This window comes from Pseudomonas danubii (assembly GCF_042980055.1).
Lineage (GTDB): Bacteria > Pseudomonadota > Gammaproteobacteria > Pseudomonadales > Pseudomonadaceae > Aquipseudomonas > Aquipseudomonas danubii.
In genome coordinates this window covers 2,028,539-2,041,525 of record NZ_CP116502.1, presented here as the reverse complement: position 1 = coordinate 2,041,525, position 12,987 = coordinate 2,028,539, and the positions used below count along the sequence as shown (strand labels likewise).

Below are 12,987 nucleotides of genomic sequence, written 5' to 3'. Positions count from 1 at the left end.
GTTTTGCCGAACAATCGCGCCGCCAGATGTAGAATGGCGGCTTTTTCGGGCCCGGTGAAAACCTGGCGATCGCCGCAACCGCCGCCAGTTCCCCAGAGAAGGGCACGGCCCCGGCAGCGCATCACACTTCGCAGCGCCCGCCTGCACCTGATGAGACAACACCATGTATGACTGGCTGAACGCCTTGCCCAAGGCCGAGTTGCACCTGCACCTGGAAGGCTCCCTGGAGCCGGAACTGCTGTTCGCCCTGGCCGAACGCAACAAGATCGCCCTGCCCTGGAGCGACGTCGAAACCCTGCGCAAGGCCTACGCCTTCAACAACCTGCAGGAGTTCCTCGACCTGTATTACCAGGGCGCCGATGTGCTGCGCACCTCACAGGACTTCTACGACCTGACCTGGGCCTACCTGCTGCGCTGCAAAGAGCAGAACGTGATCCACACCGAGCCCTTCTTCGATCCGCAGACCCACACCGACCGTGGCATCCCGTTCGAAGTGGTGCTCAACGGCATCGCCGCCGCGCTGAAGGACGGCGAACAGCAACTGGGTATCACCAGTGGGCTGATCCTCAGTTTCCTGCGCCACTTGAGCGAAGAAGAGGCACAGAAAACCCTCGACCAGGCGCTGCCGTTCCGCGACGCCTTTGTCGCCGTGGGCCTGGACAGTTCGGAAATGGGTCATCCGCCGAGCAAGTTCCAGCGGGTCTTCGACCGCGCGCGCAGTGAAGGCTTCCTGACCGTCGCCCATGCCGGCGAGGAAGGCCCGCCCGAGTACATCTGGCAAGCCCTGGACCTGTTGAAGATCCAGCGCATCGACCACGGCGTGCGCGCCTTCGAAGACGAGCGGCTGATGCAGCGCATCATCGACGAACAGATCCCGCTGACCGTGTGCCCGCTGTCCAACACCAAGCTCTGCGTGTTCGACCACATGTCCCAGCACAACATCCTGCAAATGCTCGAGCGCGGGGTGAAGGTCACGGTCAACTCCGATGACCCGGCCTACTTCGGCGGCTACGTCACCGAGAACTTCCACGCCTTGTACACCGACCTGGGCATGACCCAGGACCAGGCCCGGCGCCTGGCGCAGAACAGCCTGGATGCGCGGCTGGTCAAGCCGTAACGGTCTTCGCCGGCCAGCCGGCTCCTACAGGTTCGTGTAGGAGCCGGCTGGCCGGCGCAACTCAAGCGCCCGCCTCGCTCAACGCCTCCAGCGTCTTGCCCCGGGTCTCCATCCCGAACAGCCAGACCACTCCCGCCGCCACCACAAAGCACGCCGCCCCCAAGGCAAACACCCCGCCCTGCCCGGTGATGGGAAACACCAGCCCGGTCACCAACGGCCCCAGCAGCGAACCGATCCGGCCAACGGCCGAAGCAAAGCCCGAACCCGTAGCCCGGGCAGACGTCGGGTACAGCTCGGGCGTGTAGGTGTAGAGCACCGCCCACATGCCGAACAGGAAGAACTGCATCAGCAGGCCGGTGCCGATCAACAGGCTTACGTTGCCGCCAAACACCGCGCTCTGCCCGTAGAAGAAGGCCATGATCCCGCCGCCGAGCAAGGTGACGATGCACACCGGCTTGCGCCCCCAGCGCTCCACCAGCCAGGCGGCCATGAGGAACCCGGGAATCCCGCCCAGGGAAATCAGCACCGTGTAGTACACCGACTGGGTCACGGCAAAACCGGACTGTTGCAGCAAGGCGCTGAGCCAGGACGTCAACCCGTAGAACCCCAGCAATGCGAAGAACCAAAGGCTCCAGATCATCATCGTGCGTTGCCGATACAGGGGCGACCAGATCTGTTTCAGCGCGGAGAAAAAATGCCCCGGCGCACTGTCGATGCGTGGCAGGCGCACCGGCTCCGGCAACGCAGCACCACCCAGGGCAGCCCGCACCTTGTCCTCGATGCCCAGCAGCACCCGGTCGGCCTCGGCATGGCGCCCAGCCTGCTCCAGCCAGCGCGGCGACTCGGGAATGAAGAAGCGGATCACCAGCACGAACACTGCCGGAATCGCCAACACCAGGAAGATGTCGCGCCAGCCGATCAGCGGCAGGAGGAAGTACGACAGCGCACCGGCCGCCACAAAACCCAAGGGCCAGAAGCCGTCCATCAAAGCGATGTAGCGCCCGCGTCGTTGCGCCGGAATCATCTCCGAGAGCATCGATTGGGCGATGGGAAACTCCATGCCCATGCCGATGCCCAGCAGCACCCGGAACAGGGTCAGGCTGTCCACGCTCTGGGCGGTGGAACACAGGTAACTGGCCACGCCCCAGAGCACGATACTCCATTGGAACACCGGCTTGCGCCCGAAGCGGTCGGCGAGCATGCCCGACAGCGAGGCGCCGAGCACCATGCCGAAGAAGCTGGAGCTGGCCAGCAGGCCGGCCTGGGCCGAGCTCAGGCCGAACTCGGTTTTGATCGACCCCAGCAGGAAGGTCATCATCGCCAAATCCATGGAGTCGAAGAAAAACGCCAGGGCAATGATGATGAAGATCACCCGGTGATAACCGCTGATGGGTAAGCGCTCCAGGCGCTCTGCGGCGCTGTATCCCTGTATGCCCATGCCCTGTTCCCCCGATTGAATGCACGACCCGTCGAGTGTGCGGGATCGAAGCGGGGGGTGATGGCTGAGGGCGACCTGTTCGCGTCCGGCAGCGACGCCGAGGGCGCGGCACCTGGGTTCGCCGGCAACCCGGCTCTTACGGGCGGCGGGCGCTGATCTGGGCGCAGCGCTCCTGGAGCATGTCCCGCAACAGCTTGACCGGTTTGCTCAAGTGCGCGCGATGGGTGCACAAAAGGTTCAGCGACGCGCCTTCGCAACGCAACTCCGGCAACAGCACCTGCAAGCGGCCGGCCAGCACGTCGGCGGCCACATCCAGCCAGGACTTGTAGGCAATCCCTTCGCCGGCCACCGCCCAGCGCCGCACTACATCGGCATCGTCACTCAGGCGGTCGCCGCTGACGGTCAGGCTCACCTCGCGCTTGCCGTCATAAAAACTCCAAAGGTCATGGGCCCGGCTGTCGAGCATGTACAGCAGGCAGTTGTGCTGGGCCAGTTGCTCCAGCTGGCGCGGCTCGCCGTGCCGGGCCAGGTAGCTGGGGGCCGCACACAGGACCCGGAGATTGTCCGGGGCTATCGGCAGTGCCACCAGACTGGAGTCCTCCGGCTCGCCATAGCGCAGGGCAATGTCCACCGGCTGGCGGAACAGATCGGCAATCCGGTCCCCCAGCAGCAGGCGCACGCTGAGCTTGGGATGCTCGCGCTGGAACTCGTCGAGCCAGGGCAGCAGCAGGTTGCGACCAAAGTCAGAGGGCGCGGAAAGCTGCAACACGCCGCTGACCTGATCCTGTCCGCTGGCCAGCAAGCGCCGCCCTTCATCCAGGTTGCTCAAGGCGGCGCGAGCGTATTCAAGAAAGCCCTCGCCCTCGGCCGTCAGACGCAGGCTGCGGGTGGAACGGGCCAGCAAACGCGCCCCCAAGTGTTCTTCGATGCGCTTGAGGGCGGCGCTGGCCACCGCCGGCGACAAGTCCATGACCCGGGCCGCCGCCGACAGGCTGCCCAGGTCCGCGGCCCGCACGAACAGTTGCAGGTCATCGAATCGCAGCATGGATCTACCCCTGGATTATCAAAAAAATATTGAAAGAGACTGCTCTTTTAGCCGGTTTTATCTTCAGGAGAAATAGCCAATTATCTGCCCATCACCTGACAGCCCAAAGGTAAACACCATGTCCCAAGCCTTTACCGCCATCGCGACCCTGATCGCCAAGCCTGACCAGCACAACGTCCTCAAGCACGAACTCAGTGCCCTGGTACACCCCAGCCGTGCCGAGACCGGCTGCCAGTACTACCAATTGCATCAGGACGCCGAACAGCCGGGCACCTTCTACGTTCTGGAACGCTGGGACGATGAGGCCGCCCTGGAGTTTCACAACAACACCCCGCACTTCCAGCATTTCCTCAACCAGACCCGCGAGGCGATCGAGCACTTCGAACTCAAGCGCCTGCAACTGATCGTCTGACCCTCACTCTGCACTCAACAGGAATTCAGCATGAAAGCCATCGCCTACTACACATCCCTACCAATCGACGACCCCAAGTCCCTGCAAGACATCGAGCTGCCGGAGCCGGTCGCCGGCCCCCGCGACCTGCTGGTGGAGGTCAAGGCCATCTCGGTCAACCCGGTGGACACCAAGGTCCGCCAGAACGCCCAGCCCGAAGGCGGCGCCGCCAAGGTGCTGGGCTGGGACGTGGCCGGCGTGGTCACGGCCGTGGGCAGCGAGGTCAGCCTGTTCAAGGTTGGCGACCGGGTGTTCTACGCCGGCTCCATCGCCCGGGCCGGAGGCAACAGCGAGCTGCACACCGTGGATGAACGGATCGTCGGCCATATGCCCAAGAGCCTGGGTTTTGCCGAAGCCGCGGCCCTGCCGCTGACCGCGATCACGGCCTGGGAACTGCTGTTCGAACGCCTGCAAATCAGCCAGGACCGCAGCGACCAGGGCCAGAGCCTGCTGATTGTCGGCGCCGCCGGCGGGGTCGGTTCGATCCTCACCCAACTGGCCCGGCAACTGACCGGCCTCAAGGTGATCGGCAGCGCCTCCCGGGAGCAGACCCAAGCCTGGGTCCGCGAGCTGGGCGCGCACGGCGTGGTGGATCACCGTCAGCCACTGAGCGCCGAGCTCAAGCGCATCGGCATCAATCAGGTGACCCACGTCGCCAGCCTGACCCAGACCGACACCCACCTTGATGAGTTGGTGGAAGCCCTGGTGCCCCAGGGCAAACTGGCCTTGATCGACGACCCGAAAAGCCTCGACGTGACCAAGCTCAAGCGCAAGAGCCTGTCCCTGCACTGGGAGTTCATGTACACCCGCTCGCTGTTCGAGACCGCCGACATGCAGGAACAGCACGTGCTGCTCAACAAGGTCGCCGAGCTGATCGACGCCGGCACCCTGAAGACCACGGTGGGCGAGCATTTCGGCCAGATCAACGCGGCCAACCTGCGCCGCGCCCACGCCTTGCTGGAGAGCGGCACGGCCAAGGGCAAGATCGTCCTGGAAGGTTTCTAAGGGCTGAACGCACGGCGGCCATCGCGCACAAAAGCCCGATGGCCGCCGTCAGTCCGAGAGTTGATTTCGGTCATATTTGTGACCGTATTCGGGTCTACACTGGCAGCCCTTGCATCGCACTCTTTTACCGTTAGGAGGTCAGCAATGAAGATCCTGATAAAAGAATTGGCAAACCCTCAAGGCTCCCAATGGCAGGTCCGTCTCGACCAGCACGCGGTGACTTTCCGCAGTGAAGCCGAGGCCCGGGCTTTCACCCAGACCCTGCAAGCACGCCTGCAAGCCCCCCACCCGATTCCCCAGAGTCAGCGCGCCGTCGGCTGACTCAGAGCTCGGCGGCTTTCAAGGCCCGGGCATTCTGCAAACGCCGGGTCATGACCGCCATGCTCACCGCCAGAACACCACACAGGCTGATGACCATGGCCATCGGCATGGCACTGCCATCGTGCAACACACCCACCAGATAGGCAGCACCCGCAGCGACGCTGAACTGCAGGCAACCGAGCATCGCCGAGGCACTGCCGGCCCGCGCGCCCTGGCCGTTCATGGCACAGGCCGCCGCGTTGGGAATGATGCAGCCCAGGCTGGCGATGCACACGAACAAGGGCAGCAACAGCGGCCAGAGCTCACTCGTATGCAGGGCGCTGACTGCCAGCAAGGTCAACCCGGCCGCCAGGTAGATCCACACGGTACGGGCCAGCAGGAAGGCCGGACCGCGCTTGGCCAACAGCCGCGCATTGATCTGCGCCACCAGGATAAAACCGCCGGCATTGATCCCGAAGAACCAGCCGAAATGCTCCGCCGGCACGCCATAAAGCTTGATAAAGACAAAGGGCGAGCCGGCGATATAGGAAAACATCCCGGCGATGGCGATGCCGCCGGTCAGGGCGTGACCGAGAAAGACCCGGTCCGCCAGCAACAGGCCGTACTGGCGCAACGCGCCGGACAACGGTAGGCGCGGGCGCGTGGCCGGCATGCTTTCCGGCAGCCCCAGGGCCACCGCCAATCCCGACAGGGCGCTGAACACCGTGAGCATGATGAAGATCGATTGCCAACCGTAGAGATTGACCAGCAGGCCGCCGAGCATCGGCGCCAGGATCGGCGCCAGGCCCATCACCAGCATCAACTGGGAGAACACCTTGGCCGAACCCACGGCATCGCACTTGTCGCTAACCACCGCGCGGGATATCACCATCCCGGCGCAACCGCCCAGGGCCTGGACGAAACGCGCGCCAATCAGCCACTCCAGGTTGGGCGCATAGGCGCAGGCCAGTGAGGCCAGGGTGAACAGCCCCACTCCCACCAGCAACGGCAGGCGCCGACCAAAACGGTCGGCCACAGGACCATAGGCCAGCTGCCCAATGGACAATCCAAGGAAATAGGCGGCCAGGGTCAGTTGGACGTGTTTTTCATCGGTGCCGAAAGCCAGGGCCATCGAGGGAAAGGCCGGCAGATAAAAGTCGATGGCCAGAGGGCCAAAAGCGCTCAAGGCGCCGAGAATCAAAATTGTGCGCAGGTTCATGGCATCCAAGCGAGCGTTGGTCAGCGGTCGCACAGTCTAGCTGCGCTTGGACACCTTGAACATTCCGATAGGTCGCTAACTATTAAAAAGACTCAAGCAACCTGGACGGCGTAGCCTTCCTCGCTGATCAGATTGATCACCTCTTCGCTGGACAGGCGACTCTCGACCCCCACTTCCTTGGCCGCCAGATCCACCCGCACGGTGGCCGCCGGGTCCTTGCTCTGCAGCGCCTGAGTGATGGCCCGCACGCAGTGGCCGCAGGACATGCCTTGAACATTGAATACTTGCATCACGCTTCTCCTGTATTGGGATGCACGCAGTCTTGTCCTTGCCACCGTGGCAAGGTCAAGTTCCGGATTGAACTGCCGGGCTGGAAATCGGCGCCGCGCTCCGCCAAGCTGCACGTCTTATGACATCACAGCAGGAGATTCAGCCATGCGCTGGTCAACTTTCAGCTTCGTCGGCCTCCTTGGTCTGTTGGCGGCAACGCCACCGGCACTGGCCGCCGGAGAAGACTACGGCGTACTGATCATTTCCCGGGAGCGGCTGGAAGTCGCCACCTCCTGCGAGATCGGCCTGTACATCCAGGACCAGCTCGCCGGTCGGCTGTTCCAGGAACAGAGCGCCTCCTTCAACCTGCCGCCGGGCAAAGTGTCCCTGCGCCTGAAACTGCTGCCGGGCCAGGCGCCGGGCTGCAACCCTGGCCTGCTCGCCCCGGGTTCCCAGGACATCAGCGTGCGGGCCGGCGACGTGCTGAAGTTCCGCATCGCCAGCAACGCCTCGGGCATGTACCTCAAGCCCACCGCCCTGGACTACTGACGCTGCGCCCTCCACACGCCTTGCGTCCTGCAGCGCAAGGCGTGCTCCTGCTCCCCCCTGGGACAAAATGAAGCACCCTGGCAATGCCCGCTTGACCTTGCCTGCATGGCAAGGTTGATCCTGTGGGCAACATTTACAGGGAGTGTCAGACATGCCTGAATCAACCACCTTCGACCTGCCGATTGCCGGCATGACCTGCGCCAGTTGCGCCGGTCGTGTGGAGCGTGCCTTGGCCAAGGTCGCCGGTATACGCGCGGTCAGCGTCAACCTCGCCACGGAACAGGCCCGGATCGAAGCCCCCGGGGACAGTCTGCCGGCCCTGCTGGAAGCGGTGGAAAATGCCGGTTACAGCGTGCCGGTGCAGTCCATTGAATTGACCATCGGCGGCATGACCTGCGCCACCTGTGCCGGACGTGTAGAACGCGCCTTGAACAAGGTTCAAGGCGTGCGCAGCGCCAGCGTCAACCTGGCCACCGAGCGCGCCCACGTCGAACTGCTGGGCCAGGTCGATCCGACGCAGTTGATCAACGCCGTGACCCAGGCCGGCTACTCAGCCAGCCTGTGGCAGGCCGAGCACAAGCACGGCAACGACCAGCAGCAGAACCTGCGCCGCGAACGCTGGAGCCTGGTCCTGGCGATCCTCCTGGCCCTGCCCCTGGTGCTGCCGATGCTGGTGCAACCCTTTGGCCTGCACTGGATGCTCCCGGCCTGGGCCCAGTTCGCCCTGGCCACTCCGGTGCAGTTCATCTTCGGCGCACGCTTTTATGTCGCCGCCTGGAAAGCCGTGCGCGCCGGCAGCGGCAACATGGACCTGCTGGTGGCCCTGGGCACCAGCGCCGGCTATGGCCTGAGCCTGTATGAATGGGCCACGGCCGCCGCCGGCAGCATGCCGCACCTGTACTTCGAAGCCTCGGCGGTGGTGATCGCTCTGGTGCTGCTGGGCAAGTACCTGGAAAGCCGCGCCAAGCGCCAGACCGCCAGCGCCATCCGCGCGCTGGAAGCCCTGCGCCCCGAGCGGGCAATCCAGGTCATCGATGGGCGCGAGCAGGAAGTCGCCATCAGCGCCCTGCGCCTGAACGACCTGGTGCTGGTCAAACCCGGCGAGCGCTTTCCGGTGGACGGCGAAGTCATCGAAGGCCAGAGCCATGCCGACGAAGCGCTGATCAGCGGTGAAAGCCTGCCGGTGCCCAAGCAGCCCGGGGATAAAGTCACCGGCGGCGCCATCAACGGCGAAGGCCGCCTGCTGGTACGCACCCTGGCCCTCGGCGCGGAAACCGTGCTGGCACGGATCATTCGCCTGGTGGAAGACGCCCAGGCCGGCAAGGCACCGATCCAGAAGCTGGTGGACAAGGTCAGCCAGGTGTTCGTGCCCACCGTGCTGGTGCTGGCGCTGATCACCCTGGTGGGCTGGTGGCTGTATGGCGCGCCCCTGGAAACCGCAGTGATCAACGCCGTCGCCGTGCTGGTGATCGCCTGTCCTTGCGCCCTGGGCCTGGCCACCCCCACCGCGATCATGGCCGGCACCGGCGTAGCCGCCCGCCACGGCATCCTGATCAAGGACGCCGAAGCCCTGGAACGAGCCCATGAAGTCAGCTCGGTGGTTTTCGACAAGACCGGCACCCTGACTTCCGGTACGCCACGCATCGCCCATATGCAGGCCCTGGAAGGCGACGACAACAGCGTGCTGCAACTGGCCGGTGCCCTGCAGCGCGGCAGTGAGCATCCCCTGGCCAAGGCGGTGCTGGACCTGTGCCAGGAACGCCAACTGCCAGTGGCCGATGTCAGCGCCAGCCAGTCCCTGACCGGGCGCGGCATCGCCGGCACCCTGGACGGCCGCCAACTGGCCCTGGGCAACCGCCGCCTGCTGGAAGAAAGCGGCCTGACCCCGGGCAGCCTGGCCCAGGCAGCCAAAGACTGGGAACACGAGGGCCGGACCCTGTCCTGGCTGATCGAGCAGAGCCCGCAATCCCGGGTACTGGGCCTGTTCGCCTTTGGCGACACCCTCAAGCCCGGCGCCTTGCAGGCGGTACAGCAACTGCGCGCGCGGCATATCAGCAGCCACCTGCTGACCGGCGACAACCGTGGCAGCGCCAAGGTCGTGGCCGACGCCCTGGGCATTGACGATGTGCACGCCGAAGTACTGCCGGCGGACAAGGCCGCCACGGTGACGGCACTGAAAAAGACCGGCGTGGTGGCCATGGTCGGCGACGGCATCAACGACGCCCCGGCCCTGGCGGCGGCCGACATCGGCATTGCCATGGGCGGCGGCACCGACGTGGCCATGCACGCGGCCGGCATCACCCTGATGCGCGGCGATCCACGACTGATCCCCGCGGCCCTGGAGATCAGCCGCAAGACCTACGCGAAAATCCGCCAGAACCTGTTCTGGGCCTTCGTCTACAACCTGATCGGCATCCCGCTGGCGGCCTTCGGCCTGCTCAACCCGGTGCTGGCCGGGGCGGCCATGGCCCTGTCCAGCGTCAGCGTGGTGAGCAATGCGCTACTGTTGAAAACCTGGAAACCCAAAGACCTGGAGAACGCCGAATGAACATCGGCCAAGCGGCGCGCAAGAGCGGCCTGAGCGCCAAGATGATCCGTTACTACGAGTCCATCGGCCTGCTCAAGCCGGCCCATCGCAGCGACAGCGGCTATCGCCTGTACGGCGACGAAGACCTGCACAGCCTGGCCTTCATCAAGCGCTCTCGCGATCTGGGCTTTTCCCTGGAAGAAGTGGGCAAGCTGCTGACCCTGTGGCAGGACCGGCAGCGAGCCAGCGCCGATGTAAAGGCCCTGGCGCGCCAGCACATCGATGAGCTCAACCAGAAGATCCGCGAACTGGCCGGGCTGCGCGACACCCTGCAGGACCTGGTGGAGCACTGCCACGGCGACCATCGCCCGGACTGCCCGATCCTCAAGGAACTGGCTTCGGGCAGTTGTTGCGGGTCCTGAGTATTTGCAAAAAGCGATCTCTGTAGCCGCTGCCGAGCCCTGGCGAGGCTGCGAAAAGGCCCGCAGGGCCTTGCTTGGCGATCCCTTGCAAAATTTCAGCGCCCTCAAGATCCTCGCGGCCCTTCGGGCCGTGCGCAGCCTGCGGCAGCGGCTACAAGGTGCCAAGGTGCCAAGGTGCCAAGGTGCCAAGGTGCCAGGTAGTTTGCAGGCATAAAAAATCCGGCCAAGGCCGGATTTTTTTATTCCATCACTGCATCCAGGGCGGAGGCGGTGGTTCTTCGGATTTGCCTGGCGGCGCATCGTCCGCCGCCCGCACTGCCTGCCGGCGCTCCTCGTCGAGACGTGCCGCTTCGATCTCGCGGATCACGCTGCCAACATCCGCCAGTTCTTCGGGGTCGTCGAACTCGCCGGTCAGCACACTGCCCGGATGCAAGGTGCCAGCCTCGTACAAAGCCCACATTTCCTTGGCATAACGGGTGTGCTTGAGCTCCGGGGCAAAACGCCCGAAGTAGGACGCCATGTTGCCCACGTCCCGCTCCAGCATGCTGAACGCGTGGTTGTTGCCTGCCGCGTCCACCGCCTGGGGCAGGTCGATGATCACCGGACCATCCGGCGTCAGCAGCACGTTGAATTCGGACAGGTCACCGTGCACCAGCCCGGTACACAACATCAGCACGATCTGGGAAATCAGGAAGGCGTGATATTCACGAGCCTGGTCCGGTTCCAGCACCACATCGTTGAGCCGCGGCGCCGCGTCGCCGTACTCGTCGGCCACCAGCTCCATCAGCAACACGCCTTCGAGAAAGTCGAACGGCTTGGGCACCCGCACCCCGGCATTGGCCAGACGGAACAAGGCCGCCACTTCGGCGTTCTGCCAGGCGTCCTCGGTTTCCTTGCGACCGAACTTGGAGCCCTTGGCCATGGCCCGCGCCTGTCGGCTGTTGCGAACCTTGCGCCCCTCCTGATATTCCGCCGCCTGACGGAAACTGCGTTTATTCGCCTCCTTGTAGACCTTGGCGCAACGTAGCTCGTTGCCGCAGCGCACCACATACACAGCTGCCTCTTTACCACTCATGAGTGGGCGCAGCACCTCGTCTACCAGACCGTCTTCGATCAGGGGTTCAATGCGTTTTGGAGTCTTCATCAGCTTTTATTGGGGGTCCCTTGTTACCAAACACGCGAAAGTCACTCGTTATACGGCAATCCTCCCACCACGGGAAAGGGCTGCCGAGCGCCGGACGACAGCAATGCACTCAATGTGCCAGATCCCTGAAGCGCTGCCGCCGAAGATCATAGCCGAGTGGCCAGCGAACAACGTCCGCCATGGCTTGAGAGATTGCCGCCATCCGTCGCACGCCCTTGGCGCCTTCAAGGAGGTTTTTTCTCTGCGCGACTCAATTTTCCGCCGTCCCAGCCGAAGTCATCAGAGACAAAGGGATTTTGTCCGACAATCCAATAAAGACGTCAGCCGCCGGCCAAGGTTCGATCGCTGCCTGCTCGACTTCTGCCTCAGGGACTGCAATCAGCGCCATCTTTCAAGCTGCCAATAATCCGCGAGTCGCCTGCACTTCGTGGTCATACAAGAAAATCTGGAGCGCGGATGAATATCAAACAGAAACTCACCTGGGCCTTCGCCGCCATTGCCTGCCTGCCCGTGGTGCTGGTGGCCACGCTGGTGGTGATCAACCTGCGCAGCGAAGCGCAAAACACCTTTGTCGACGGCAGCGGCCGCGAGATCCGCCAAGTGGCCAATGCCATGCAGCTGTTCTTCGAAGGCATCAGCCAGAACATCGACTACCTGGCAGCCCAACCCTTGCTGACCCAGGCCGGCGGCGACCTCAAGACCTGGATGAGCGCCGATGCCGCCAAGATTCCGGAAGGCGAGCAGGACAAACGCATCTTCGAACTGTTCGCCGCCATGGCCGCCAGCCACCCCGCCTATGCCTATGTGTCCTATGGCGTGAGCAACGGCGGTTACGTCTCCTGGCCCGCCGACCTGAAGCTGGCCAACTACGACCCTCGCGTGCGCCCCTGGTACAAGGCCGCGCTGGCCAGCCCGGGCAAGACCGTGCGCACCGATGCGTACTACTGGGCCCCGGACGATGCGGTGCTGGTCAGCACCGTGCGCTCCCTGGCCAACCAGTTGGGCCCCCAAGGCGGCGTGGTCGCGGTCGACGTGTCGCTCAAGCAGCTCACCGAAATCGTCAAGCAGATCAAGCTGGGCGAGTCCGGCTACCTGATGCTGATGGAAAACAACGGCACGGTGCTGGTGGACCCCAAGCAGCCGGAGCATAACTTCAAGGCCCTGGACAGCCTCGGCGAGGGTTACGCGCAACTGGCCAAGACCGGCAAGGGCCTGGTGCAAGTGGAACTGGGCGGCGAGCACTACATGGCCAACGTCTGGCCTTCCGAACAACTGGGCTGGACCTTCATCGGCCTGATCAAGCAGAACGAAGTCATGGGCTCGGCCACCCAGCTGACCTGGATCATCGCCGTGATCGCCGGGGTCCTGGCCGTGTTGTTCGCGGTATTCGGAGCCAGCTTCGCCAGCCTCATCGTGCGGCCGATCCGCAGTGTCGCCAGCGGCCTGGAAGGCATCGCCCAGGGTGAAGGCGACCTGACCCGCAACCTGAATATCCGTGGC

General features: G+C 64.1%; 12 protein-coding genes and 1 pseudogene. 8 read left to right on the top strand and 5 right to left on the bottom strand.

Annotated elements, in window-relative coordinates; genetic code table 11:
- Window positions 1-163: 163 nt before the first annotated feature.
- On the top strand, window positions 164-1,117 hold the full coding sequence (locus PFZ56_RS09465; protein ID WP_110650835.1) for an adenosine deaminase: 954 nt from the start codon (window positions 164-166) through the stop codon (window positions 1,115-1,117).
- A 61-nt stretch (window positions 1,118-1,178) separates the two neighbouring features.
- On the opposite strand, the gene PFZ56_RS09460 is transcribed toward PFZ56_RS09465, so the two are convergent.
- Both PFZ56_RS09460 and PFZ56_RS09455 read right to left on the bottom strand, forming a co-directional pair.
- Complete coding sequence (locus PFZ56_RS09460) at window positions 1,179-2,555, bottom strand: MFS transporter (protein ID WP_123391176.1); 1,377 nt, start codon at window positions 2,553-2,555, stop codon at window positions 1,179-1,181.
- A gap of 136 nt (window positions 2,556-2,691) precedes the next feature.
- Window positions 2,692-3,600: a LysR family transcriptional regulator gene (locus tag PFZ56_RS09455; RefSeq protein WP_102863034.1), complete on the bottom strand. Its 909-nt coding sequence runs from the start codon at window positions 3,598-3,600 to the stop codon at window positions 2,692-2,694.
- Between the two features lie 118 nt (window positions 3,601-3,718).
- Here PFZ56_RS09455 and PFZ56_RS09450 point away from each other — a divergent pair, with 118 nt between their 5' ends.
- From PFZ56_RS09450 to PFZ56_RS09440, 3 genes are all read left to right on the top strand, one after another.
- The gene (locus PFZ56_RS09450) at window positions 3,719-4,012 is read left to right on the top strand and encodes a putative quinol monooxygenase (protein ID WP_102881919.1); all 294 of its coding nucleotides are present in this window, start codon (window positions 3,719-3,721) and stop codon (window positions 4,010-4,012) included.
- A 30-nt stretch (window positions 4,013-4,042) separates the two neighbouring features.
- Window positions 4,043-5,056 (top strand): zinc-binding alcohol dehydrogenase family protein, encoded by a 1,014-nt coding sequence (locus tag PFZ56_RS09445; RefSeq protein ID WP_170001543.1) that lies wholly within the window; start codon window positions 4,043-4,045, stop codon window positions 5,054-5,056.
- 144 nt (window positions 5,057-5,200) lie between these two features.
- Window positions 5,201-5,377, top strand: coding sequence for a hypothetical protein (locus tag PFZ56_RS09440; RefSeq protein ID WP_162884107.1), 177 nt, complete (start codon window positions 5,201-5,203; stop codon window positions 5,375-5,377).
- A gap of 1 nt (window position 5,378) precedes the next feature.
- On the opposite strand, the gene PFZ56_RS09435 is transcribed toward PFZ56_RS09440, so the two are convergent.
- Together PFZ56_RS09435 and PFZ56_RS09430 are read right to left on the bottom strand one after the other, a co-directional pair.
- Window positions 5,379-6,575: a multidrug effflux MFS transporter gene (locus PFZ56_RS09435; protein ID WP_102863031.1), complete on the bottom strand. Its 1,197-nt coding sequence runs from the start codon at window positions 6,573-6,575 to the stop codon at window positions 5,379-5,381.
- 92 nt (window positions 6,576-6,667) lie between these two features.
- Entirely contained in the window at window positions 6,668-6,865 is a 198-nt protein-coding gene (locus PFZ56_RS09430; RefSeq protein ID WP_102863030.1) for a heavy-metal-associated domain-containing protein, read from the bottom strand.
- A 145-nt stretch (window positions 6,866-7,010) separates the two neighbouring features.
- On the opposite strand from PFZ56_RS09430, the gene PFZ56_RS09425 reads away from it, so the two are divergent.
- The 3 genes from PFZ56_RS09425 (at window position 7,011) to cueR (ending at window position 10,343) form a co-directional block, all read left to right on the top strand.
- Window positions 7,011-7,394 carry a hypothetical protein gene (locus tag PFZ56_RS09425; RefSeq protein WP_110650842.1) on the top strand — a complete coding sequence of 128 codons (384 nt, stop codon included), beginning with the start codon at window positions 7,011-7,013 and terminating at the stop codon, window positions 7,392-7,394.
- Between the two features lie 151 nt (window positions 7,395-7,545).
- Window positions 7,546-9,942: a heavy metal translocating P-type ATPase gene (locus tag PFZ56_RS09420; RefSeq protein ID WP_170001544.1), complete on the top strand. Its 2,397-nt coding sequence runs from the start codon at window positions 7,546-7,548 to the stop codon at window positions 9,940-9,942.
- Entirely contained in the window at window positions 9,939-10,343 is a 405-nt protein-coding gene (cueR, locus tag PFZ56_RS09415; protein ID WP_060837378.1) for a Cu(I)-responsive transcriptional regulator, read from the top strand. The genes PFZ56_RS09420 and cueR overlap by 4 nt, the downstream gene beginning before the upstream one ends.
- A gap of 247 nt (window positions 10,344-10,590) precedes the next feature.
- Here cueR and PFZ56_RS09410 read toward each other — a convergent pair whose 3' ends face one another.
- The gene (locus tag PFZ56_RS09410) at window positions 10,591-11,487 is read right to left on the bottom strand and encodes a PA4780 family RIO1-like protein kinase (RefSeq protein WP_102863027.1); all 897 of its coding nucleotides are present in this window, start codon (window positions 11,485-11,487) and stop codon (window positions 10,591-10,593) included.
- Window positions 11,488-11,943: 456 nt separating this feature from the next.
- Here PFZ56_RS09410 and PFZ56_RS09405 point away from each other — a divergent pair.
- Window positions 11,944-12,984, top strand: a pseudogene (locus tag PFZ56_RS09405) (cache domain-containing protein); the annotation flags it as partial.
- Between the last annotated feature and the right edge of the window lie 3 nt (window positions 12,985-12,987).